22 protein-coding genes are annotated in these 24253 nt (G+C 58.9%); 16 read left to right on the forward strand and 6 right to left on the reverse strand.

Going from position 1 to position 24253, the window contains the following annotated elements; translation table 11 throughout:
• The first annotated feature begins 138 nt into the window (after positions 1-138).
• From KHQ24_RS02250 to KHQ24_RS02265, 4 genes are all read left to right on the forward strand, one after another.
• Positions 139-1338, forward strand: a complete 1200-nt coding sequence (locus tag KHQ24_RS02250; protein WP_004204877.1) for a multidrug efflux MFS transporter — start codon at positions 139-141, stop codon at positions 1336-1338.
• Positions 1339-1639: 301 nt separating this feature from the next.
• Positions 1640-1900: an anti-adapter protein IraP gene (iraP, locus tag KHQ24_RS02255; RefSeq protein WP_004204875.1), complete on the forward strand. Its 261-nt coding sequence runs from the start codon at positions 1640-1642 to the stop codon at positions 1898-1900.
• Positions 1901-1989: 89 nt separating this feature from the next.
• Positions 1990-3420, forward strand: a complete 1431-nt coding sequence (gene phoA / locus KHQ24_RS02260) for an alkaline phosphatase (RefSeq protein WP_162994649.1) — start codon at positions 1990-1992, stop codon at positions 3418-3420.
• 91 nt (positions 3421-3511) lie between these two features.
• Positions 3512-3829 carry a PsiF family protein gene (locus tag KHQ24_RS02265; protein WP_211777110.1) on the forward strand — a complete coding sequence of 106 codons (318 nt, stop codon included), beginning with the start codon at positions 3512-3514 and terminating at the stop codon, positions 3827-3829.
• A 67-nt stretch (positions 3830-3896) separates the two neighbouring features.
• Here the strand turns inward: KHQ24_RS02265 and proC are convergent, their stop codons facing one another.
• Positions 3897-4706 carry a pyrroline-5-carboxylate reductase gene (gene proC / locus KHQ24_RS02270; RefSeq protein WP_004204871.1) on the reverse strand — a complete coding sequence of 270 codons (810 nt, stop codon included), beginning with the start codon at positions 4704-4706 and terminating at the stop codon, positions 3897-3899.
• 116 nt (positions 4707-4822) lie between these two features.
• On the opposite strand from proC, the gene KHQ24_RS02275 reads away from it, so the two are divergent.
• A complete protein-coding gene (locus KHQ24_RS02275) occupies positions 4823-5281 on the forward strand; it encodes a YaiI/YqxD family protein (RefSeq protein WP_004204870.1) in 459 nt (152 codons plus the stop codon).
• On the opposite strand, the gene KHQ24_RS02280 is transcribed toward KHQ24_RS02275, so the two are convergent.
• Entirely contained in the window at positions 5278-5979 is a 702-nt protein-coding gene (locus KHQ24_RS02280; RefSeq protein WP_004204868.1) for a DUF2076 domain-containing protein, read from the reverse strand. The genes KHQ24_RS02275 and KHQ24_RS02280 overlap by 4 nt on opposite strands.
• A 329-nt stretch (positions 5980-6308) precedes the next feature.
• Between KHQ24_RS02280 and aroL the strand changes: the two genes are divergently transcribed.
• From aroL to ppnP, 4 genes are all read left to right on the forward strand, one after another.
• On the forward strand, positions 6309-6842 hold the full coding sequence (aroL, locus tag KHQ24_RS02285) for a shikimate kinase AroL (protein ID WP_023319827.1): 534 nt from the start codon (positions 6309-6311) through the stop codon (positions 6840-6842).
• Between the two features lie 71 nt (positions 6843-6913).
• A complete protein-coding gene (locus KHQ24_RS02290; RefSeq protein WP_002890278.1) occupies positions 6914-7105 on the forward strand; it encodes a YaiA family protein in 192 nt (63 codons plus the stop codon).
• 249 nt (positions 7106-7354) lie between these two features.
• Positions 7355-8035, forward strand: coding sequence for an AroM family protein (locus KHQ24_RS02295; protein ID WP_072096489.1), 681 nt, complete (start codon positions 7355-7357; stop codon positions 8033-8035).
• A gap of 77 nt (positions 8036-8112) precedes the next feature.
• Positions 8113-8397 (forward strand): pyrimidine/purine nucleoside phosphorylase, encoded by a 285-nt coding sequence (ppnP, locus tag KHQ24_RS02300; protein ID WP_004204865.1) that lies wholly within the window; start codon positions 8113-8115, stop codon positions 8395-8397.
• Positions 8398-8467: 70 nt separating this feature from the next.
• Here ppnP and rdgC read toward each other — a convergent pair whose 3' ends face one another.
• Positions 8468-9379 (reverse strand): recombination-associated protein RdgC, encoded by a 912-nt coding sequence (rdgC, locus tag KHQ24_RS02305; RefSeq protein ID WP_002890285.1) that lies wholly within the window; start codon positions 9377-9379, stop codon positions 8468-8470.
• Between the two features lie 91 nt (positions 9380-9470).
• On the opposite strand from rdgC, the gene mak reads away from it, so the two are divergent.
• Complete coding sequence (mak, locus tag KHQ24_RS02310; RefSeq protein WP_004204864.1) at positions 9471-10385, forward strand: fructokinase; 915 nt, start codon at positions 9471-9473, stop codon at positions 10383-10385.
• A gap of 201 nt (positions 10386-10586) precedes the next feature.
• Here the strand turns inward: mak and sbcC are convergent, their stop codons facing one another.
• Both sbcC and sbcD read right to left on the reverse strand, forming a co-directional pair.
• Positions 10587-13730: an exonuclease subunit SbcC gene (gene sbcC, locus KHQ24_RS02315; protein WP_211777111.1), complete on the reverse strand. Its 3144-nt coding sequence runs from the start codon at positions 13728-13730 to the stop codon at positions 10587-10589.
• Positions 13727-14932, reverse strand: a complete 1206-nt coding sequence (gene sbcD / locus KHQ24_RS02320; protein ID WP_053810712.1) for an exonuclease subunit SbcD — start codon at positions 14930-14932, stop codon at positions 13727-13729. Before sbcD ends, sbcC begins: the two co-directional genes overlap by 4 nt.
• 182 nt (positions 14933-15114) lie before the next feature.
• On the opposite strand from sbcD, the gene phoB reads away from it, so the two are divergent.
• From phoB to malZ, 5 genes are all read left to right on the forward strand, one after another.
• Positions 15115-15804: a phosphate response regulator transcription factor PhoB gene (gene phoB / locus KHQ24_RS02325; protein ID WP_004204861.1), complete on the forward strand. Its 690-nt coding sequence runs from the start codon at positions 15115-15117 to the stop codon at positions 15802-15804.
• Between the two features lie 21 nt (positions 15805-15825).
• The gene (gene phoR / locus KHQ24_RS02330) at positions 15826-17121 is read left to right on the forward strand and encodes a phosphate regulon sensor histidine kinase PhoR (RefSeq protein WP_017898936.1); all 1296 of its coding nucleotides are present in this window, start codon (positions 15826-15828) and stop codon (positions 17119-17121) included.
• A 414-nt stretch (positions 17122-17535) separates the two neighbouring features.
• Complete coding sequence (brnQ, locus tag KHQ24_RS02335) at positions 17536-18855, forward strand: branched-chain amino acid transporter carrier protein BrnQ (protein WP_004204859.1); 1320 nt, start codon at positions 17536-17538, stop codon at positions 18853-18855.
• Positions 18856-18941: 86 nt separating this feature from the next.
• Complete coding sequence (gene proY / locus KHQ24_RS02340) at positions 18942-20315, forward strand: proline-specific permease ProY (RefSeq protein ID WP_004204857.1); 1374 nt, start codon at positions 18942-18944, stop codon at positions 20313-20315.
• Positions 20316-20466: 151 nt separating this feature from the next.
• A complete protein-coding gene (gene malZ / locus KHQ24_RS02345) occupies positions 20467-22284 on the forward strand; it encodes a maltodextrin glucosidase (RefSeq protein ID WP_064150611.1) in 1818 nt (605 codons plus the stop codon).
• Here the strand turns inward: malZ and KHQ24_RS02350 are convergent.
• Complete coding sequence (locus KHQ24_RS02350) at positions 22281-23183, reverse strand: LysR substrate-binding domain-containing protein (protein WP_182948125.1); 903 nt, start codon at positions 23181-23183, stop codon at positions 22281-22283. The genes malZ and KHQ24_RS02350 overlap by 4 nt on opposite strands.
• Positions 23184-23448: 265 nt before the next feature.
• Here KHQ24_RS02350 and KHQ24_RS02355 point away from each other — a divergent pair, with 265 nt between their 5' ends.
• Entirely contained in the window at positions 23449-24090 is a 642-nt protein-coding gene (locus KHQ24_RS02355) for a hydrolase (RefSeq protein ID WP_002890357.1), read from the forward strand.
• Positions 24091-24253: the final 163 nt, after the last annotated feature.

Genomic DNA, 24253 nt, shown 5'->3' on the forward strand with positions numbered 1-24253 from the left:
AGAAAATGCTTCGTCAGCCTCTCATGCGCAGTCATAAAACACCAAACTCACCGCCAGCGCATCTATGGTAGTACACCAGTGCAATGAAATTGCTAAGCTAGGTAATAATTGGCAAATCATTAATGAATACGCGTAGTTATGGAATCCTGGAAGGTTAATCTTATCTCCGTCTGGTTTGGTTGCTTTTTTACCGGCCTGGCGATCAGTCAAATTCTCCCCTTTTTACCGCTCTACGTCTCCCAGCTGGGCGTCACCTCGCATGAAGCGCTGTCGATGTGGTCGGGGCTGACCTTCAGCGTCACCTTCCTGGTCTCGGCGATCGTCTCGCCGATGTGGGGGAGCCTGGCGGACCGCAAAGGCCGCAAGCTGATGCTGCTGCGCGCCTCGCTGGGAATGGCGATCGCCATTTTGCTGCAGGCCTTCGCCACCAACGTCTGGCAGCTGTTTATTCTGCGGGCGATCATGGGCTTAACCTCCGGTTATATCCCTAACGCCATGGCGCTGGTGGCCTCCCAGGTGCCGCGCGAGCGCAGCGGCTGGGCGCTGAGCACCCTGTCGACGGCGCAAATCAGCGGCGTGATCGGCGGCCCGCTGCTGGGCGGCTTCCTGGCGGACCACGTCGGGCTGCGAATGGTCTTTTTTATTACGGCGATCCTGCTGACCATCAGTTTTCTGGTGACCCTGTTTCTGATTAAAGAGGGCGTTCGCCCGCAGGTCAGCAAAAGCGATCGTCTCACCGGGAAACAGGTCTTTGCCTCCTTGCCCTATCCGGGGCTGGTGATCAGCCTCTTTTTCACCACTCTGGTGATCCAGTTGTGCAACGGCTCAATCGGCCCGATTCTGGCGCTGTTTATCAAGTCGATGGCGCCGGACAGCAACAATATCGCTTTTCTGGCCGGGATGATCGCCGCGGTGCCCGGGGTGTCGGCGCTGATCTCTGCGCCACGTCTGGGTAAGCTTGGCGACCGCATCGGCACCTCGCGGATCCTGCTGGCAACGCTCTGCTGCGCGGTGGTGATGTTCTTCGCCATGTCCTTTGTCACCACCCCGCTGCAATTAGGTACGCTGCGTTTTCTGCTCGGCTTTGCCGATGGCGCGATGCTTCCGGCGGTGCAGACCCTGCTGCTGAAATACAGCAGCGACAGCGTCACCGGGCGCATCTTTGGCTATAACCAGTCGTTTATGTATCTTGGCAACGTCGCCGGGCCGCTAATTGGCGCTTCCGTATCAGCGATGGCCGGCTTCCGCTGGGTGTTTATTGCTACCGCCATTATCGTTTTCATTAACCTCTGGCAACTGGCATGGATGCTGCGCCGTACCCGCCGGGCGAATGCCTGAACCTCTGCTGACGGTATTTAACGCAATACCGTCAGCGTTATTCAACGTCGGTCGATTTACCATTACTTTTTGTTATCGCCATTGCGTGAGCGCTATTCCATTTTATTATTTCCGACGTCATTTAGTTATAAACAGACCCGGTTGTGATTAAACAATACTATTTATAGTGGTATTTTGTTGTGGTAAAACGTTTCGCTGTATATTGGGTGTTGCGACGATTCTTATTTTAAGTAATTCTGGGGTCCGTCATCAGGTATGACATCTCAATCGAAAAACAGGCCTCGCATAAGGAACTGGTGCTATGAAGAATCTCATTGCTGAGTTACTGGTTAAACTGGCGCAAAAAGAAGAAGAAGCAAAGGAACTGACGGTGCAGGTTGAAGCGCTGGAGATCGTGGTCACCGCATTATTGCGCCATATGGAGCATGATGCCCAGCAGGCATTGATTCAGGATATTGAGCAGGCGATAGACCAGGTGACGCCTTGTCCGCCGGTCAACGACCAGGATGCCATCCTGCTGCAGCAATATCTAAAGAAGCTGTTGCGGCATCCTCGTAGCTAATCTTTGCGACGCGACAAGGATGCCGTCATTTTTCTGTCATCTCCCTTTTATAAAGTCTCCCACGTTTTGTTTTTTTAAGTATTTTTTACATGGAGATGACAAAAGTGAAATTAAGCGCCCTGTTTATTGCCCTGCTGCCTCTGCTGGGCTCGCCGGTTATTCATGCGGAAACCACGACCGCGCCGGTTCTGGAAAATCGCGCTGCCCAGGGAGATATCACCACTCCCGGCGGCGCGCGTCGTTTAACGGGCGATCAAACCGAAGCGCTGCGCGCCTCGATAATCAATAAGCCGGCCAAAAACATTATTTTGCTGATTGGCGATGGGATGGGCGATTCTGAAATTACCGCTGCGCGAAATTATGCGGAAGGGGCGGGCGGTTTCTTTAAAGGCATTGACGCCCTGCCGTTAACCGGGCAGTACACGCACTATTCGCTGGATAAAAAAACCGGTAAACCGGACTACGTCACCGACTCGGCGGCCTCCGCCACCGCCTGGACCACCGGCGTGAAGACCTATAACGGCGCGCTGGGCGTCGATATTCATGAGAACGCGCATCAGACCATCCTCGAACTGGCGAAAGCGGCGGGACTGGCCACCGGCAACGTTTCCACCGCCGAGCTGCAGGACGCTACCCCCGCGGCGCTGGTGGCGCATGTGACATCGCGTAAATGCTACGGCCCTACGGTTACCAGCGAAAAATGCCCCAGCAATGCGCTGGAGAAAGGGGGCAAAGGCTCCATTACCGAACAGCTGCTGAACGCCCGGCCGGATGTCACCCTGGGCGGCGGCGCGAAGACTTTTGCCGAAACGGCGACGGCGGGCGAGTGGCAGGGCAAAACCCTGCGTGAGCAGGCGGAAGCGCGCGGCTACCAGATTGTGACCGACGCGGCCTCTCTTGCCGCCGCGACGGAAGCCAGCCAGGATAAACCGCTGCTGGGACTCTTCGCCGACGGCAATATGCCGGTACGCTGGGAAGGGCCCAAGGCGTCTTATCACGGTAATATCGATAAGCCGCCGGTAACCTGTACCCCAAACCCGAAACGCGACGCCTCGGTGCCGACGCTGGCGCAGATGACGGAGAAAGCGATTGACCTGCTGAGCCGCCACGAGAAAGGCTTCTTCCTGCAGGTGGAAGGTGCCTCCATCGATAAGCAGGATCATGCGGCGAATCCGTGCGGCCAGATCGGCGAAACGGTTGATCTCGACGAGGCGGTGCAGAAGGCGCTGGAATTTGCCAAAAAAGACGGCAATACCCTGGTGATCGTCACCGCCGACCATGCGCACGCCAGCCAGATCATCCCGGCGGATAGCAAAGCCCCGGGCCTGACTCAGGCTCTGAATACTCGCGATGGCGCAGTGATGGTCATGAGCTACGGCAACTCAGAGGAAGAGTCGATGGAGCACACCGGCACCCAGCTGCGCATTGCGGCCTACGGTCCGCATGCGGCTAACGTCGTCGGCCTGACCGATCAGACCGACCTCTTCTCAACTATGAAAGCTGCCCTGAGTCTGAAATAAGTCGCTGCCGGTGGCGAAATCGCGTCACCGGCTGGTTTTTTTTCTATCTGCGTCCAGACTTACAACGATCCACTCACAGAAGGATGGTGCGATGAAAATAACCTTACTGATGACCCTACTGTTTGGCTTGATCTTTATCAGCGCGGTTGGCGCGGCAGAAAAAACGCCCACTCCTCAGCAGCAAAGGATGACGGACTGCAATCAGCAAGCGTCAGCCAAAACGCTGAAAGGGGAGGAGCGCAAAACCTTTATGAGTCAGTGCCTCCAAAAAGAGACCACGACCTCGCAAGGAAAGCCCCTCACGCCCCAACAGCAGAAGATGAGCGACTGCAACAAAGCGGCTTCGGCAAAATCACTGAAGGGCGATGAACGCAGTACCTTCATGAGTAGCTGCCTGAAGAAAGCCTGAAAAAAAGGGAGCGCACGCGCTCCCTTGTTCTTTGACCTCTCAGGGCTTGCAGCCCGCCAGCTCAGCTTCAGGAGCGGCTCAGCTTCTCTGATTTTTCCATGCACTGGCTGATGGCTTCGATCACCGCGGAGCGGAAGCCTTTTTCTTCCAGCACGCGCACGGCTTCGATGGTGGTCCCGCCAGGAGAGCAGACCATATCTTTCAGCGCTCCCGGATGCTCACCGCTCTCCAGCACCATTTTGGCAGAGCCCATCACCGCCTGCGCGGCGAATTTGTAGGCCTGGGCGCGCGGCATCCCGCCGAGAACGGCGGCATCGGCCATCGCTTCGATAAACATAAAGACATAGGCTGGCGCCGAACCGCTCACACCCACCACCGGATGGATCATCGGCTCGGCAATTTGCTCCGCCTGGCCAAAGCAGCGGAAAATGGTCAACACTTCAGCCACATCTTCGCTGCTCACCAGCGCGTTTGGCGTAACGGAGGTCATGCCGGCGTTAACCAGCGACGGGGTATTGGGCATCGCGCGAATAATTTTGCGATCGTGGCCGAGCGCGCGCGCCAGCTGGTCAAGCGTGACGCCGGCGGCGATGGAGACCACCAGCGACTCTTTATTCAGGCTGGAGGCGATATCGCCCAGCACTTTGGTCATGATCCCCGGCTTCACCGCGCCGAAGACGATATCGGCAATTTGCGCCACTTCCTGGGCGCTATCGGCGGCGTTGATGCCGTACTGGTCGCGCAGAGCCGCAACCTTGTCCGGCGACGGGGTGTAGACCCAAATTTGTCCCGGCTGTACCTGGCCGCTGGCGATCAGTCCACCCAGAATGGCCTTACCCATATTGCCGCAGCCGATAAAGCCAATTTTCTTATCCATCACCATTCCCCTCTGCTTTTTTCGTTACGATCTGATTAGCTTATCATCCTGGCGCTTTCATGGGGGAGAAAAGCAGGTAACATTGGCGACACTTATTGCAGGTAACAGGAGCTGGCATGGCCATTTGGGTGGATGCAGACGCGTGTCCGAACGTGATTAAAGAGATATTGTTCCGCGCGGCAGAGCGGACCCAGACGCCGCTGACGCTGGTGGCGAACCAGCCGCTGCGCGTACCGCCGTCGCGTTTCATCCGCACCCTGCGGGTTGAGCAGGGTTTTGACGTGGCGGATAACGAAATTGTCCGTCAGTGCGCGGCGGGGGATTTAGTGATCACCGCCGATATTCCGCTGGCGGCGGAGGTGCTGGCGAAGGGCGGGGCGGCGCTCAATCCGCGCGGAGAGCGCTACAGCGAAGCGACGATCCGCGAGCGGTTGACGATGCGGGATTTTATGGAGACATTACGGGCCAGCGGCGTTCAGACCGGCGGCCCGGATAGTTTATCGCAGCGCGATCGGCAACAGTTTGCCGCCGAGCTGGAGAAGTGGTTGCTGGCGGTTAAACGTCAGCAGGGTTAAACCCAACTGTCGTCATCGCTGCCAATATCATCATCGCCAAAGCCGGCGTCGAAGTCGTCGTTCCAGGTGTTGTCGGCAAGGAACTGATCGTCTCCCTGACGGAACGGATCGTCACCCGCGGCGGTCTCCTGTGCGGCGGGGGCGTCAGCATCAGGCTGCGGCTTCTCTTCGATGATATTCACAATCTCCTGCGGGTGCGAGCCGCTGAACATGCTGGTCAGCATATTGCCCAGCACCACCCCGCCCGCTACGCCTGCGGCCGTTTGCAGCGCGCCCGCCATAAAGCCGCCGCCGCGTGCGGCAGCCTGCGGGGCATAGCTCTGCTGCTGCTGTGGGGCATACTGCGGCTGTGAGCTGGCCTGCGGGCGACCGTATTGCTCCGCGCCCGGGATCGGGTCAGAACCGCGTGACGAGCCGCCGCCGCCAAACAGGCCGGAGAGGAAACCGCCGCTGCTTGGCTTCGCCGCCTGCAGCTGGCTGACCTGGCTCTCCAGCGCCTGGATGCGATCGTTGAGCTGTTTAATCGCGGCTTCCTGGATAAGGATGGTTTGCGCCATATAGTAGGGGGCAGCCGGCTGCGCGCTCACGTGTTGGGCAATCCGCTCCTCGGCGCTGGCATCGCGCGATGCACTGTGCGCCTCAGCCTCTTTCAGCCGGGAAAACAGTCCATCAATAAGGCGTTGTTCTTCAGATTGCATGTTACATTCCTCTGTCACACTGTCGAATAGGCATCAGGGTGCGTCTGAAACACGATGTTGTAAATATGTTGCTTCGTAAAGCTATGCATAAATGTGTTACCGTTTACGCCAGCAGTGGATAAAAAATAACGCCAGGCAGAAAAGTAAAGCTGGTTAAACACCAAATGCAATGATAAGTTTACATCAAGAGCCCTTTGCCTCACTGCGGTGATGGGGTGTAAAGAAGTTGTGTAACGTTTTATTTACGACTACGTTGCGGAACAGACAGCGATAATACGTTCTTTCGTTTTCCTTTTTTTGCGACAGACGGAACCAGGGGGTCTTCGGTTATGACACAGCCAATCTTTCTCATCGGGCCACGCGGCTGCGGTAAAACCACCGTCGGCCATGCGCTGGCGCGAGCGCGACATTTTCAGTTCTCCGATACCGATCATCGGCTGCAGGCCCATGAGCAGCGGACGGTGGCGGAGATCGTGCAGGCGGAAGGGTGGGCGCGCTTTCGCGAGCTGGAGACCCTGTCGCTGAAGGCCGTGACCCTGCCGAATACGGTGATCGCCACCGGCGGCGGCATCATCCTCGCGGAATGTAACCGTCAGTTTATGCGGGAGAACGGCGTGGTGATTTATCTTCAGGCGTCGGTGTCGGCGCTGATTGACCGTCTGGAAGCCTACCCGAAAGCCGAACAACGGCCGACGCTCACCGGGAAACCGGTGCGTGAGGAAGTGGGCGAGGTGCTGGCGCAGCGTGAAGCGTTATACCGTGATGCTGCCCATCATATTGTCGATGCTACAGCCTCCCCAGATCGGGTGGTGGAGCAAATTATGACCATGCTGTGCGGCGCGACGGCAGCTCCGGTAAGTTAAGAATTTACTTACATTAAGGCGGCGAGGGGCGCCTATACTTGATAGTTCTGATACCGGAAGAAGGAAGAACTATGCCAAACAGACCCCCATATCCGAGAGAAGCGCGCGTGGTTGCGGTAGAGAAAGGTCCTCAGGGTCAGACGGTGACCTGGTATCAACTCCGCGCGGACTATCCTGAGCCCGATTCGCTAATCAGCGAACATCCTACCGAGCAGGAAGCCGTGGATGCCAAGCGGCGTTATGAAGATCCCGACAAGTCTTAACCCCTGAGCCCGGATTGCCTGTCCTGCGGGCAATATCGGGCGTATCTCACATTTTTTATTTATCAGTCGTACTAATGAATTTCTAACACACGGATTTTTCAGGCACGCCGCCGCCGCCCGGTAATCTTTACATTCAACCGCGGCGTGGAGCTGCTACGCTTCTCGACGGTTGATTTTTACTCACCAGGGGGGCGAATGCTGTGTGTGGTAAGCCTGTGTTGAAGCAGTGGTAGTGAAAAGGTACATGATATGAGTAGTGCAACGATGGCAATTTTGACCATCGGCGTTGTGCCGCTGGCGGGAGTATTACCGCTCCTGACCGAACATATCAGGGAAGAACAGATCGCTCACATCAGCCTGCTGGGCGAGATGACGCGTGACGACGTGATGGCAGAGTACGCCGTGGGTGACGGCGAACAGGGTCTGTTGACCTTGCTCAGCGATAACCAGCTGGTGATGGTGTCGCGACAAAAAATTGAACGTGATGTTCGCAGCGTGATCGCCATGCTGGATCGACAGCATTTTGATGTGATCCTGCTGCTCAGCTCCGAACAGCTGACCGGTTTTACCACCCACCACGCGATCCTCCTCGAGCCGCAGCGGATCATTCCGCCGCTTGTGGCGTCGATCGTCGATGGGCACCAGGTCGGGGTGATCGTGCCGGTGGAAGAGATCATGCCCATGCAGCGACAAAAGTGGCATTCACTGGAGAAGTCACCGTACTACGCGTTGGCCAACCCGTTTACCGGTAGCGACAGTGAGCTGTTAACCGCCGGTAAAGCGCTGCTGGAGCAGGGGGCCGACGTGCTGGTCCTCGACTGTCTCGGTTACTATCAGCATCATCGCGATGTGTTACAAAAAGCCCTTGATGTCCCGGTTTTGCTGTCGAATGTGCTGGTTTCCCGACTGGCGGCAGAACTATTAGTCTAATGTGTTAATTTCACGTGACAGGGGCAAGGAGCGCCCCCTATATTGAGCCTTTCAACGACGATCAGAAGGGCTTGTTTATGCTTCAAAGCAATGAATACTTTGACGGAAAAGTGAAATCCATTGGCTTCACCAGCAGCAGTACCGGTCGCGCCAGCGTTGGCGTGATGGCGGAAGGAGAATACACCTTTGGTACGGCGCAGCCGGAAGAGATGACGGTGGTCAGCGGGGCGCTGAATGTCCTGCTGCCGGGTGAGACTGAGTGGAAAGTATACGCCGCCGGCGAAGCCTTCAATGTGCCAGGCAACAGCGAATTCCATCTGCAGGTGGCTGAGCCAACCTCCTATCTGTGCCGCTATCTGTAAGTCAGCGTAACGCCCGGCGCTTGCCGCCGGGTTGTATTTTTTTCCTGTCAGGCAGGAAAGAAAGCGGCGCTTAGCGCTGCGCTTCGCCGCCGAGCCCTTCCACCAGGCTTTGGATCAGGGCAGCCAGTTCGCCGGTCATTAAGATAAAGTCGGCGTCAAAGCGCTGGGCGAAATCTTCCCGATCGATATCTTCGTTTTGGTCGCGTAATTCATCGCAGAACTTGAGGCGCTTAATTGACGCGTCGTCGCAGATCACAAACTGAATACGCTGCTGCCAGTCCAGCGCCAGCTTGGTGACGACCTTCCCGGCCTCAATGTGCACAGCGATTTCGTCGCTGACCAGATCCTGCTTCTTGGCGCGGATCACGCCGCCATCTTCCAGCATCGCTTTCAGCTCGGCTTCGTCCAGCAGCTGGAAGCCCTGCGCTACGGTGCCGGAGCGGACCCACTCGGTCAGCGTCAGCTCGATCGGATTCTCCAGGGTCAGCGGCACCACCGGCAGCGAGCCGAGGGTTTTACGCAGCAGGGCCAGGGTATCTTCCGCTTTTTTCGCGCTGGCGCAGTCCACCATGATCAGGCCGTTGACGGTGTCGATCCACATCATCGTCTGGCTGAAGCGGCTGAAGGCGCGCGGCAGCAGCGAGTGCAGCACTTCATCTTTCAGGGAATCTTTCTCAGTCTTCTTCAGCTTGCGCCCCTGATCGGCTTCGAGCTTCTGGATCTTCGCCTCCAGCGCCTGCTTGATCACCGGCGACGGCAGGATCTTTTCTTCTTTACGCGCGCAGATAATGATCTGGCCGTTCGCCGTATGCGTCAGCGCGTCGCTGTGCGATCCCATCGGCGATACCCAACCGGTTTTCGCCATATCCTGGCTGCCACAAGGGGTAAATGTCAGCTCGGCCAGCTGTTTTTCCATCTCCTCGGCGCGCAATTCGATATCGCGGCTGAGACGGTAAACCATTAAATTTTTGAACCACAGCATGATAATTTCCACGGCTTTGTCGTTAAATCAGGCGGGCATGATAGCGAATTGTCGCTATGCTTGCATTGTTAATCGGGGTGAGGAGCTGAGCGTGCGTATTGGTATTGATTTAGGTGGTACAAAAACCGAAGTGATAGCCCTGAGCGACCAGGGAGAGCAGTTGTTTCGCCATCGGTTACCCACGCCGCGGGAGGATTACCGGCAAACCATCGAGACTATCGCTACCCTGGTGGCGATGGCCGAGCAGGCGACCGGACAGCGTGGCACCGTGGGGATGGGGATCCCGGGCTCGATTTCGCCCTATACCGGGGTAGTGAAAAACGCCAACTCGACCTGGCTCAACGGCCAGCCCTTTGACAAGGACCTCAGCCTGCGCCTTGACCGCGAAGTCCGGCTGGCTAACGACGCCAACTGTCTGGCGGTGTCGGAAGCGGTGGACGGCGCGGCGGCGGGGGCGCAAACGGTGTTCGCGGTGATTATCGGCACCGGCTGCGGCGCGGGCGTAGCGCTCAACGGGCGGGCGCATATCGGCGGCAACGGTAACGCCGGCGAGTGGGGACATAACCCATTGCCGTGGATGAACGACGATGAGCTGCGCTACCGTGCGGAAGTGCCTTGCTACTGCGGTAAACAGGGGTGTATCGAAACCTTTATCTCCGGCACCGGCTTTGCCACTGACTATCAGCGGCTGAGCGGCAAGGGGTTAAGCGGCAGCGAGATTATGCGCCTGGTGGGTGAAGGTGACGAAAAAGCTGAACTGGCGCTGAGCCGCTATGAACAGCGGCTGGCGAAATCGCTCGCCCACGTGGTGAACATCCTCGATCCGGACGTCATCGTGCTCGGCGGCGGGATGAGCAACGTCGAGCGGCTGTATCAGACGGTGCCGGACCTGGTGAAACAGTGGGTCTTCGGCGGCGAGTGTGAAACGCCGATCCGTAAAGCGATGCACGGCGACTCCAGCGGAGTACGCGGCGCGGCATGGCTGTGGCCGCTACAGGGGACCTGAACCACTCCCCCTCACCCCGGCCCTCTCCCGGAGGGAGAGGGGGAAAGGCGGCGTCGGTGGTTGGGGGTGTGGCAGGAACCCCCGGTCTCTTGCGGGGAGAGGGGTAATCGCAACAGCGTACGAAACGGAAAACCAGCGCCGGACGGTTCCCTCTCCCCCCGGAGAGGGTTAGGGTGAGGGAACATCGTAATGACTCAGACCTCACTCCACCGCAAACGCTCTATCCAGCCGACTGTAGCCCAGGCCATTTATCTTTTTCACTTTGATCTGCACCGGAATGCGATCTTTCATCGCCTCCACGTGGCTGATCACCCCGATAATCTTGCCGCTGGCGTTGAGGGCATCCAGCGCGTCCAGCGCCGTGTCCAGCGTTTCGCTGTCGAGGGTGCCGAAGCCCTCATCAAGAAACAGAGAGTCAATCCGCGTCTTATGGCTCACCAGGTCTGACAGCGCCAGCGCCAGCGCCAGGCTGACGAGGAAACTTTCGCCGCCGGAGAGGGTGCGGGTGTCGCGCACGGCGTCGGCCTGCCAGGTATCGACCACCTCCAGCTCCAGCGCTTCGCTGGCTTTGCGCTGCAGCAGATAGCGCCCGTGCAGGCGGTTAAGCTGCTGGTTTGCCAGCCAGACCAGATTATCCAGCGTCAGCCCCTGGGCGAATTTGCGGAACCGATCGCCGGTGCTGGAGCCGATCAGCGAGTTGAGATAGCCCCAGTCATCCGCCAGCTGCGCCGCCTCTGCAATCTGCCGCTCCAGCGCCTGCTGATGCTGACGGCTCTCTGCGTCCTGCCTGAGCTGCTGACGGATCTCGCCCTGGCGGGTGGTGTTGTCCCGCAGCCGCTGGGCCAGGTCGTGCAGCTGAGTTTGCAGGGCGGGGATGTCCGCGTCCGTCCCTTGCGGACGCAGCGCCAGGTGCGCCTGCTGCTGCCGGGTCGCCTGCTCGCAGAGCGCCGTCGCCTGCTGAAGCTGCTGCTCCAGCGTCTGTTTTAACTGCGTTAGCCGCTGGGCGGTCTCGTCGTCCAGCAGCGCGGCGAGGAACGCCTGCCGATCGTTAAAGCGGCTGGCGGCCAGGGCGGCGGTAAATTGCGCCTGCGACTGGTCCAGGCGCGCCTTCTCTTCGGTCTCCAGCTGCTGCTGGGCGACAAGCTGGCTGTGCAGCGCCAGGCACTCTTCGTGGATCGCGCGCCAGTTGTCGGGGATCGCCGGTTCCGCTTCAGCTTCAGCCTCTGCCTCGTCGCTGGCTGGCAGCGTCTCGAGCAGCGGCTGCAGGGCGGCAATCTGCTCCTGAATGGCGCCATGCCGGGTCTGTTGCGCCTGCCACTGGGAAAATTCGCTTTCGCGAGCGTTCAGCCAGGCGGATTCTGTCCCTTCTTCCGGTAGGGTCAGCGTCAGGGCCTGCAGGGCGCTCTCCAGCCCCTGGCGCGTGGCCGTCAGCTGCTGCAGAGCCTGGCGCTCCAGCGCCTCCTGATCGTTGAGCTGGCTTTGCAGCATCAGGCGCTGGCTGAGCTGGTAGAGCTGTTGCTCGTAGCGCTCCTGCTCCTGGATCCAGTCGTTTATCTCTTGCGCAATATCCCGCGTGACCTGCAGAGAGGCGCAGGTTTCCTGCCATGCTTTAGTGAGCGCTTGCTCTTCCTCAGCGAGCCGCCCGGCCGCTTCGGTCTCACGCTGGAGCTGCTGCGTCAGGGCGTTGACCTGCCCGAGGATCAGCAGACCTTCTTCTTTTAGCGCGGCGACCTCTTTTTCCAGCGCATCGCGGCGGCGCTGATTATCCGTGACTGTTAGCGAGGCGTATTGCTCAATCGCCGGATGTTCACAGGAGCCGCACAGCGGGCAGGGCTTACCCGCCTCAAGCCGGGCGCGGTAATCTTCCAGATCTTTAATCGTTTCTTCCCGCTGGCAGAGCGCTTTCAGGTCGAGATAGTGCTGGTTTTTGTCTTTGTACTGCGCCCGGCGTTGCGCCAGGGTAGCGTTGAGTTTTGCCTGCTCCGCCTGCGCCTGCTGTACGCTTTCGGCGTTCTGGCGCAGACGCTTGCGCAGCAGCTGATGCTGTTCATGCAGGGAGAGCAGCCGCTGGCGCAGCGGTCGCGACTGGGTTTGCTGCGCTATCGCCGCCGCAACGTCATCGGCGCTCAGCGACAAAGGGCTGGCCGGCAGCGCGGTCAGCTTCTCGCGCAGCGCGGCCAGGCGGCTGGTCTGGGCCGTCAGCTGCTGTTTATCCCGCGTTAGCTGCGAAAATTGCGCCCGCCAGCCGGCAATCTCCTGGCCCCACAAGCGGAATCGCTCATGGGCCGCCAGCCACTGCGCCAGATCGGTCAGTTCAGCCTGCCGCTGCTGCTGGGCGTGCAGGGCGCTGCGGCGGATGCGCGCGCGCAGCGCCGTGCTGGCAAGTAAGCGAGCATTTACTTCATTGATTCGCTGGCGGGTTTGCTCCAGGCCTGCCGCGTGCTCCTGATGGCGCTCCCACAGGGGGCGCAGCTGGGCGACGGGCTGGGCCAGCTCAAGCTTCGCCAGCGCCGGCGCGGCGTCGGCCAGCGCCTGGCGGGCCTGCTGCTGGCCGCTGACCGCCTGCTGCTGCTGCTGCGCCAGCTCGTCGCGGCGCGTTAGCCACTGGAGCTGCCGCTGCTGGTTTTGCTGCTGCGCCAGCAGGGCTTTCTCTTCGTCAGTAAGCACCTGCAAACTTTCCTGCAGCGCCTGCTGCTGGGCCTCCGTCAGCAGGACGATGCCCGCCGCCTGGGCTTCGAACTTCTCCAGCGTATGGCGAGCGGCTTTGTGCTGCTCATAGACCATCGCCGAAATCTGACCGTAGATTTCCGTGCCTGTCAGCTCCTCCAGCAGCTCCGCGCGATCGCTCGGCTTCGCGTTCAGGAAGGCGGCAAATTGTCCCTGGGAGAGTAGCATCGAGCGGGTGAAGCGGCCATAGTCGAGGCCGGTGAGCGTCGCGGTTTGCTCCAGCTTATCCGAGACCTTATCGGCGAGGATTTTGCCGTCGGCGCAGCGCGCCAGCTCTACGCGGGGCGCCTGCAGATTGCCATCCGGCTGGTTACGCGCCCGGTTCTGGCTCCAGAAGGCGCGGTAGGCGATGCCCTTCACTTCAAACTCCACCTCCGCCAGACACTCGGCGGTATCGCGGGTCATCAGGTCGTTTTGCGACTGGGAGACTTTATTCAGGCGCGGCGTCTCATGATAGAGCGCCAGGCAAATGGCGTCGAGCAGGGTGGTTTTCCCGGCGCCGGTGGCGCCGGTAATGGCGAACAGGCCGTTGCTGGCGAACGGCTCGGCGGTAAAGTCTATCTTCCATTCCCCTTTCAGGGAGTTGAGGTTTTTCAGACGCAGACTGAGGATTTTCATGCGTTTTCGTCCTCCGCGGTGAGCGTATGCAGCGTATGGGCGAACAGCTCGTGCAGCCGGGCGCGCTTCTCATCGTCAATCTCGGTCAGCGCCAGCCGGCGCTCGAACACCTCTTCCACCTTCAGTTCGCTGAGGGTCTCCCGCTGGGCGTTGAGCAGTATTTTCTCGCGCTGCTCGCGGCTGCGGCGCACCAGCAATACTTCCACCGGCAGATCCTCCGTCAGCGCCTGAATTTGACGCTGAATATCGTGCAGGTACTCCTCGGTGGTGATTTCGATATCCAGCCACACCGGCGGGTCCTGTTCAACGCCGCGCCAGTGCTCCAGCTGGGCGGTGATGGCGGCCAGATCGCCTTTGATGACCGCCAGCGGCTGGGTGACGGGCACCTCGAGGGTTTCCACGGCGCTGAGTCGCCCATCGCTAAAGCTCACCAGATGCACCGATTTCGCTTTGCCGGTTTCATCAAAGCTCAGCGGCAGCGGCGAGCCGCTGTAGCGGATGTGCTCGCAGCCGCCGACCACCTGCGCCCGGTGAATATGGCCCAGCGCAATGTAGTCGGCAGGGGGGAAGTGCTGCGCCGGGAAGGCATCCAGCGTGCCGATATAAATGTCGCGAACGGCATCGCTTTTGCTGGCGCCGACGGTGGTCAGATGGCCGCTGGCAATGACGGGCAGCGGGCGATCGCCGCGCAGCGCGCAGGCCTGCTGATACTGTTCCTGATAATAGTCGCTGATGGCGTGCAGCAGCTGCTGCTGTTTTTCCCGACCGGAGTGGCCGGCCTGGCTGATGACCAGCTCGCGCGGGCGTAAAAACGGCACCGGGCAGAAGATAGCCCCAGGGGTGCCGTCGCGCCGCGGCAGCTCAATGGGCGGGCAGCCGGCGTTCGCCACGACGGTGGTGTGTAAAAAGGCGAGGATATCGCGGGATTCATTGAGCATTGCCACCGAATCGTGGTTGCCCGCCAGCACCACCAGGCGACAGCCGGTCTGCTGCAACTGGACGACAAAGCGGTTATACAGTTCGCGAGCGTAGCTCGGCGGCGATCCGGTATCAAAAATATCGCCGGCCACGATGATGGCGTCGACTTCATGCTCCTGCGCGCGGGCCAGCAGCCAGCTCAGGAAGGCGTCATGTTCGGCCGCACGGCTTTTGCTGTAAAAATTCTGGCCCAGGTGCCAGTCGGAGGTGTGAAGGATGCGCATAAATCTTCCCTAGCGAAAAAAGCATGAGCGGCAGTATACCATTTGTCGGAGAGGGGTAAGTCCGCGTCATGCTTCAAAATACCCGATCATCAGACGGTCATTTTTTTCATAAATCTGTCACAAAAGTGACGCATAATGACGCCGCACTTCTATACTGATGGCTAAAAAACACAGGGTAAATAATGGCGAGAAGAATTCTGGTCGTTGAAGATGAAGCTCCAATCCGCGAAATGGTCTGCTTTGTTCTGGAGCAAAATGGCTTTCAGCCTGTCGAAGCGGAAGATTATGACAGCGCGGTGAATCAACTCAATGAACCCTGGCCTGATTTGATTCTCCTTGACTGGATGCTGCCGGGCGGTTCGGGGCTGCAGTTTATTAAGCTGCTCAAGCGCGAGGCGATGACCCGTGATATTCCGGTGGTGATGCTGACCGCGCGCGGAGAAGAAGAGGATCGCGTTCGCGGCCTGGAGACCGGGGCGGACGACTACATTACCAAGCCTTTCTCACCGAAGGAGCTGGTGGCGAGAATCAAAGCGGTGATGCGCCGTATTTCGCCGATGGCGGTGGAAGAGGTGATTGAAATGCAGGGGCTGAGCCTCGATCCCTCATCGCACCGGGTGATGACCGGCGAAAGTCCGCTGGACATGGGGCCAACGGAATTTAAATTATTGCATTTCTTTATGACCCATCCAGAGCGGGTGTACAGCCGCGAGCAGCTGCTGAACCACGTTTGGGGAACCAACGTCTATGTGGAAGACCGCACGGTGGACGTCCATATTCGTCGCCTGCGCAAAGCGCTGGAACACAGTGGCCATGATCGGATGGTGCAAACGGTTCGCGGCACGGGGTATCGTTTCTCCGCCCGTTTCTGAATTTTGACAGGAGTGTGACCCGTGCTGGAACGGCTGTCATGGAAAAGGCTGGCGCTGGAGCTCTTTTTAGCGTGTATTCCGGCCCTGATTCTGGGGGCGTTTGTGGGTCATTTGCCGTGGTTTTTACTGGCGGCAGTGACCGGTTTGCTGATCTGGCATTTCTGGAATTTGATGCGCCTGTCGTGGTGGCTGTGGGTGGACCGGAGCATGACCCCTCCGCCCGGCCGCGGCAGCTGGGAGCCGCTGCTGTATGGTCTGCACCAGATGCAGATGCGTAATAAAAAGCGTCGACGTGAGCTGGGAAGCCTGATTAAACGCTTCCGCAGTGGAGCGGAATCGTTGCCGGACGCGGTGGTCCTGACCACGGAGGAGGGGGCCATTTTCTGGTGTAATGGCCTGGCGCAGCAGATTTTAAACCTGCGCTGGCCGGACGACAGTGGGCAAAACATTCTTAACCTTCTGCGCTATCCTGAATTCGCCACCTACCTGAAACAGCGTGATTTTTCAAAACCGCTCAATCTGGTGCTGAATAATGCCCGTCATCTGGAAATTCGCGTGATGCCCTACAGCGACAAGCAGTGGCTGATGGTGGCGCGCGACGTGACGCAGATGCACCAACTGGAAGGGGCGCGGCGTAATTTCTTCGCTAACGTCAGCCATGAGCTGCGCACCCCGCTGACGGTGCTGCAAGGCTATCTGGAGATGATGCAGGAGCAGGTGCTGGAAGGGGCGACCCGTGAAAAGGCCCTGCACACCATGCGTGAGCAAACCCAGCGTATGGAGGGGCTGGTGAAGCAGCTGCTCACGCTGTCGCGTATTGAAGCCGCGCCGGCGCTGGCGATGAATGACCGCATCGACGTGCCGATGATGCTGCGGGTGGTGGAGCGCGAGGCGCAGACTCTCAGCCAGGATAAGCAGACGCTGTTTTTTACCGTCGATGAGCAGCTCAAGGTGCTGGGCAACGAGGAGCAGCTGCGCAGCGCCATTTCTAACCTGGTTTATAACGCGGTGAACCACACCCCGCCGGGCACTGAAATTCGCGTCAGCTGGCAGCGAACGCCGCAGGGGGCGCTGTTCAGCGTCGAAGATAATGGGCCAGGCATTGCCCCGGAGCATATTCCCCGTCTGACCGAGCGTTTCTATCGGGTGGATAAAGCCCGCTCCCGGCAAACGGGGGGGAGCGGCCTGGGGCTGGCGATTGTCAAACACGCGGTCAACCATCATGACAGCCGACTGGAAATAGAGAGTACGGTGGGCAAGGGAACCCGTTTTAGCTTCCTGCTCCCGGAACGATTAATTGCCAGAAACGACACCTGAGCGGCGCACTGTCAGCTTATCTTGCCAATGACCAGCTTCGGCTGGTCATTTTCATTGGCAGTCATTTTCCCCTCGCCTATTTAATGAACGTGCGCTGCTTTTTTGTTCGCATGATAAGCCACGGGTTTTCCATCAATATGGTAAATGATTCTGGTGTTAAACTGATAATTGGCATAATCATCTGCTTTTGCGATCGTGCCTTGCTTTAAAACGTTATAAGCGTTTAAATTGCGCCTGCGCAGTCGATGACAGACTGCTTTTGCGTGGTAATACCAAAAACAATTCTTTCCCACGCCGCTTCGGGAGCATATCTCGCTGAGTTTACCGGCAATCGCCGCTGTATCGTCCCTGAGAGGGTAGCGCGGTATTTTTCCATTTTTTTACAACACCACATCCACAGGCAGTAATGAATTTATGACCCATCAGTTAAAATCTCGCGACATCATAGCGTTGGGCTTTATGACCTTCGCGTTGTTCGTTGGCGCAGGCAATATTATTTTCCCTCCGATGGTTGGCTTACAGGCGGGCGAGCACGTCTGGACGGCGGCGATCGGCTTCCTGATCACTGCGGTGGGTCTGCCGGTGCTGACGGTGGTGGCGCTGGCGAAAGTCGGCGGCGGCGTTGAAAGCCTGAGCACCCCGATTGGTAAAGTGGCGGGTATCCTGCTGGCGGTGGTGTGTTATCTCGCGGTAGGACCGCTGTTCGCGACCCCGCGCACCGCGACCGTCTCTTTTGAGGTCGGGATTGCGCCGCTGACCGGCGACGGCCCGTTGCCGCTGCTGATCTACAGCGTTATCTACTTCGCGCTGGTGATCCTGGTCTCACTCTATCCGGGTAAACTGCTGGATACGGTGGGAAATTTCCTTGCGCCGCTGAAAATTATCGCCCTGATTGTGCTGGCGGTCGCCGCGGTTGTCTGGCCGGCGGGCCCGATCAGCGACGCGATGGAAGCGTATCGTACCGCGCCATTCTCCAATGGCTTCGTTAACGGCTACCTGACCATGGACACCCTCGGCGCGATGGTGTTCGGGATCGTGATTGTCAATGCCGCACGCTCCCGCGGCGTCAGCGAAGCGCGTTTGTTGACCCGCTACACCGTCTGGGCGGGCCTGATGGCAGGCGTCGGTCTGACCCTGCTGTATCTGGCGCTGTTCCGTCTGGGCTCTGATAGCGCCACCCTCGTGGACCAGTCCGCTAACGGCGCGGCAATCCTCCACGCTTACGTGCAGCATACCTTCGGCGGGGCGGGTAGCTTCCTGCTGGCAGCGCTGATCTTCATCGCCTGCCTGGTGACGGCGGTGGGTCTGACCTGCGCCTGCGCTGAGTTCTTTGCCCAGTATCTGCCGTTCTCCTATCGCACGCTGGTCTTCATCCTCGGCCTGTTCTCGATGGCGGTCTCCAACCTTGGTCTGAGCCACCTGATTCAGGTGTCGATTCCGGTGTTGACCGCTATCTATCCGCCGTGTATCGCACTGGTTGTATTAAGCTTTACCCGCAGTTGGTGGCATAATTCGTCACGTGTTATCGCGCCGGCCATGTTTATCAGTCTGATGTTTGGTATCATTGACGGGATTAAGTCATCGGCGTTTGCCGCTATCCTGCCGGCCTGGACCGCGCGTCTGCCGCTGGCGGAGCAAGGTCTGGCCTGGCTGATGCCGACCGCCGTGATGGCAATCCTCGCGGTGATCTGGGACCGTGCCGCCGGACGTCAGGTGACCTCCAGCGCGCACTAACCGGCGTTGAGGACAAGCGTTTAACCACGGGACTTCGGGTTCCGTGGTTTTTTATTTTTTGTGTTAAACGGCATTGAAAAACCACGATGGAAAGTAGTAACAAGCTTAAGCGCGGGCTAAGCACCCGGCACATCCGCTTTATGGCCCTGGGTTCCGCCATCGGCACCGGGCTTTTTTACGGTTCAGCCGACGCGATTAAAATGGCCGGACCCAGCGTACTGTTGGCCTACATTATCGGCGGCGTCGCGGCATATATCATTATGCGCGCGCTCGGTGAGATGTCGGTGCATAACCCTTCCGCCAGCTCATTCTCCCGCTATGCTCAGGAAAACCTCGGCGGACTGGCGGGCTATATCACCGGCTGGACCTACTGCTTTGAAATCCTGATCGTCGCCATCGCCGACGTCACCGCCTTCGGTATCTACATGGGCGTCTGGTTCCCGACGGTGCCGCACTGGATCTGGGTGCTCAGCGTGGTGCTCATCATCTGCGCCGTCAACCTGATGAGCGTCAAGGTGTTTGGCGAGCTGGAGTTCTGGTTCTCGTTCTTCAAAGTGGCCACCATCATCATTATGATCCTCGCCGGGTTCGGCATCATTATCTGGGGGATCGGCAACGGCGGCCAGCCGACGGGCATTCATAACCTCTGGAGCAACGGCGGCTTCTTCAGCAACGGTTGGCTGGGAATGGTGATGTCGCTGCAGATGGTGATGTTCGCCTACGGTGGTATCGAAATCATCGGTATTACCGCCGGTGAGGCGAAAGATCCGGAGAAATCCATTCCACGCGCTATCAACTCGGTGCCGATGCGCATTCTGGTGTTCTATGTCGGCACGCTGTTTGTCATTATGTCTATCTATCCGTGGAACCAGGTGGGTACCGACGGCAGCCCCTTTGTCCTGACCTTCCAGCATCTGGGCATTACCTTCGCGGCCAGCATTCTTAACTTCGTGGTCCTGACGGCCTCGCTGTCGGCGATTAATTCCGACGTGTTCGGCGTGGGTCGTATGCTGCACGGCATGGCCGAGCAGGGGAGCGCGCCGAAGGTGTTCGCTAAAACCTCGCGTCGCGGTATTCCGTGGGTGACGGTGATGGTGATGACCATTGCGCTGCTGTTTGCGGTATACCTCAATTACATCATGCCGGAAAACGTCTTCCTGGTGATCGCCTCGCTGGCCACCTTCGCCACCGTGTGGGTGTGGATTATGATCCTGCTGTCGCAGATTGCCTTCCGCCGCCGTCTGTCGCCGGAGGAGGTCAAAGCCCTGAAATTCAAAGTTCCCGGTGGGGTGGCAACCACGGTTGTCGGCCTGCTGTTCCTGGCGTTTATTATCGCCCTGATCGGCTATCATCCGGACACCCGCATCTCGCTGTACGTCGGTATGGCGTGGATTGCACTGCTGCTGCTGGGCTGGGTCTTTAAGACCCGTCGTGAGCGCCGCCTGGCGCAGGCACAGTAATCAACATCGCCCCGGTCTGCATCGCGCGACCGGGGCGGCTTGCCGACCCGCGTCCTCCCCCGTTATCCTCCCCCAAAAAATCCTGTGACGATGAGTTCTGCGCCTGACGGCTATGGCAAGGTGTGCCCATTCTGCACAATGAGGATTCACGATGTTGAAGGCATGGCACCTTCCGGTTGCACCCTTTATCAAGGTGCAACAGGACCGACTGTTTATTACCCTGTGGTTGAGCGGTGAGTCGCTGCCGCAGCGGATCACGCTGCGCGCGGAAGAAGATAACGAAGAGCTGTCGCTGCCGATGCAGCGCCTCCGCCAGGCGCCGAGGCCGGGTGTGGTGGCATGGCGCGGCGAAATCTCTCTCGCCAGCGGTCAGCCGCGCCGCCGCTACAGCTTTAAGCTACTGTGGGCCGACCATCAGCGCTGGTTTACGCCGCAGGGCTTCAGCCGTTTCCCGCCGGCCAGGCTGGAGCAGTTCGCCGTCGACCTGCCGGACGCCGGCCCGCAGTGGGTGGCCGATCAGGTTTTCTACCAGATTTTCCCCGATCGCTTTGCCCGCAGCGCTGCGCGTGACGCCGAACAGGATGCGGTCTATTACCATCACGCGGCGGGACGGGAGATTGTGCGCAAGGCGTGGGACGAACCGCTTACCGGCGAGGCGGGCGGGTCGACGTTCTACGGCGGGGATCTCGACGGCATCAGCGAAAAACTGCCTTACCTGAAGCAGCTCGGCGTCACCGCCCTGTATCTGAACCCGGTCTTCGCCGCCCCCAGCGTGCATAAATACGACACCGAGGATTATCGGCGCGTCGATCCGCAGTTTGGCGGCGACGCGGCGCTGCTCCGCTTGCGCCACAACACCCAGCGGGCGGGGATGCGCATGATCCTCGACGGCGTGTTCAACCATACCGGCGATTCCCATCCCTGGTTCGATCGCCACCAGCAGGGCAGCGGCGGCGCCGGCCACCATCCGGACTCCCCGTGGCGCGACTGGTTTACCTTCTCCGGGGAGGGGCAGGCGCACAACTGGCTGGGCTATGCCAGTCTGCCGAAGCTCGACTATCGGTCGACCAGCCTGGTCAACGAGATCTATGCCGGCGAGGACAGCATCGTACGCCACTGGCTGAAGGCGCCGTGGAGTATGGACGGCTGGCGTCTGGACGTGGTGCATATGCTCGGCGAAGGCGGCGGGGCGCGGAATAACCTGCGGCATATCGCCGGCATCACCCAGGCGGCGAAACAAACGCAGCCGGAAGCCTTTGTCTTTGGCGAACATTTTGGCGACGCGCGCCAGTGGCTGCAGGCGGATGCCGAAGATGCGGCAATGAACTACCGCGGCTTCACCTTCCCGATCTGGGGATTCCTCGCCAATACCGATATCTCTTACGATCCGCAGAAGATAGACGCCCAGACCTGTATGGCGTGGATGGATAATTATCGCGCCGGGCTGTCGCATCAGCAGCAGCTGCGGATGTTCAACCAGCTCGACAGCCATGATACGGCGCGTTTTAAATCTCTCCTTGGCAAAGACGTAGCGCGTCTGCCGCTGGCGGTGGTGTGGCTGTTCAGCTGGCCCGGGGTACCGTGCATCTACTACGGCGATGAGGTGGGCGTAGATGGTAATAACGATCCGTTCTGCCGCAAACCGTTCCCGTGGGATCCGGCGCTGCAGGATACCCAGCTGCTGGCGCTGTATCAGCGAATGGCGAAACTGCGTAAAGCCCACCAGGCGCTGCGCTACGGCGGCTGCCAGGTGATTTACGCCGAGGATAACGTGGTGGTGTTTGTCCGCGTCTACAAACAGCAGCGGGTACTGGTGGCGATTAACCGCGGCGAAGCCTGCGAAGTGGTTATCGAGGATTCGCCGCTGTTGGACGTGGGGGGCTGGACGCTGCAGGAAGGCGCTGGCGCCTTCCATGACGGGGTGCTGACCCTCCCGGCTATCTCCGCCTGCGTCTGGTCAGGCCGTTAACGATAGAGCTGGCTCAGCAGGTCGTCGCAGAGGAGCGCCTCCCGCCACCAGCGCTGAGCCAGTCCGTCATTCCCGCTGCGCCAGGCCATGTAGGTGATATCTTTTTCCCGCCAGCCGGCGACGCTTTTCTCCACCAGACAGCCTTTTTCCAGCCACGGGCGGGCGATATGACGCGGCAGAAAGCCGCAGCCCAGCCCGGCGCACAGCAGTTCGACTTTGCTGGCGAAATCATCGACGCCGATTTGCGGCTGTTCATCAAGCAGATTGCTGTTCAGCGGATGGCAATAGCGGGCGCTGTCGCGGATCACCACCGCCCGGTGCTGGCTGAGCTGCTTATTGCTGAGCGGCGTTTCCGCTCCGGCCAGCGGGTGGGCCGGGGCGACCACGAAAATGTTATCCAGCGCGCCGAGGGTTTGCCATGACCACTCGGCAGAGGTGGGCGGCTCATTGATGGCGCCGAGGATAATATCCGCGCCATGGTGGGTCAGCTCTTCCCATGAACCGGCGAGGGTGTGATGACTGAAGTTCAGCCGGGTCTGCGGGTTTTGCGCGTAGAACTCGGCGATCAGCGGCAGCAGGGCCGAAAAGGGAAACGAGGCGTCGAGGGCGATCGCCAGCTCTCGCTCCCAGCCCGCGCTCAGCTGCTGGGCCTGCTTTTCCAGATCTCTGGCGGCGCTTAAAAGCTGTCGCCCCTTCTCCAGCATCAGCCTCCCGGTATCAGTAAATTTTGCCCGATGGCCGGAACGATCCAACAAGACGATCTCCAGATCGCTCTCCAGCTTCTGGATCATATAGCTCAGAGCGGCGGGGGTTTTATACAGCGACTCTGCGGCGGTGGCGAAGGATCCGTGTCGGTCCAGCGCATCAAGGATCATCAGAACATCAAAGTTTACGCGCATCAGGAGTTTCCATTCATTAATTTCCCCTTGTTGTACCTAAGCGCAATAATCAATGCCAGTGAATAAATCAGAACAGTTTGCCGTAAAATTTTGATGAACGCTGGCATGAGTAAATACTAACCGCTGACAAAATATAAACCACAAAAAAACTTTAATAACTTGTTAGAAATAACTGGCTATACTCACCATGCTTTATCAGTCAGGATCTACACGACGCATTAACCATCATGTCATCTTTTTAACTAATTGATTAAGAAGGTATTTAATGTCTATTCGTGAACTGCTCGATCCCACTAATTCCGCCCTTATCTTTATTGATCATCAGCCACAGATGTCATTTGGCGTGGCGAATATCGATCGCCAGACCCTCAAAAATAACACCGTGGCGCTGGCTAAAGCCGGCAAAATTTTTAATGTACCGGTGATTTACACTTCCGTAGAGACCAAAAGCTTCAGCGGTTATATTTGGCCGGAATTATTGGCCGTGCATCCTGACGTCAAGCCGATTGAGCGTACTTCAATGAACTCCTGGGAAGACGATGCCTTCGTTGCGGCGGTGAAAGCGACCGGCCGTAAAAAGCTGGTGATCTCCGCTCTGTGGACCGAAGTTTGCCTGACGTTTCCGGCGCTGATGGCCCTGGAGGCGGGCTACGAAGTGTATGTGGTCACCGATACCTCCGGCGGTACCTCTGTCGACGCCCATGAGCGCTCCATTGACCGGATGGTGCAGGCGGGCGCGGTGCCGGTGACCTGGCAGCAGGTGCTGCTGGAGTACCAGCGCGACTGGTCGCGCAAAGCGACTTACGATGCGGTGATGGACCTGGTGCGCGAACACAGCGGCGCTTACGGGATGGGCGTGGATTACGCTTATACCATGGTGCATGGCGCGCCAGAGCGTAAAGCTTAAATACACTTCACCCTTCAGGCTGCCTCTTTGTTAGCTGGGTTTGCCCGCCCCGGTCACTGACTTATGTCAGCTCCCGGGACGTGCCGGCTTGCCGCCTCGACGCAGCATGAATGACGTTGTGTATGGTCATCTATGGCTAATGGCGAGAATCATCCTGCCATTC

Origin of the sequence: Klebsiella sp. 54 (genome assembly GCF_018223875.1) — a bacterium.
GTDB lineage: Bacteria > Pseudomonadota > Gammaproteobacteria > Enterobacterales > Enterobacteriaceae > Klebsiella > Klebsiella quasipneumoniae.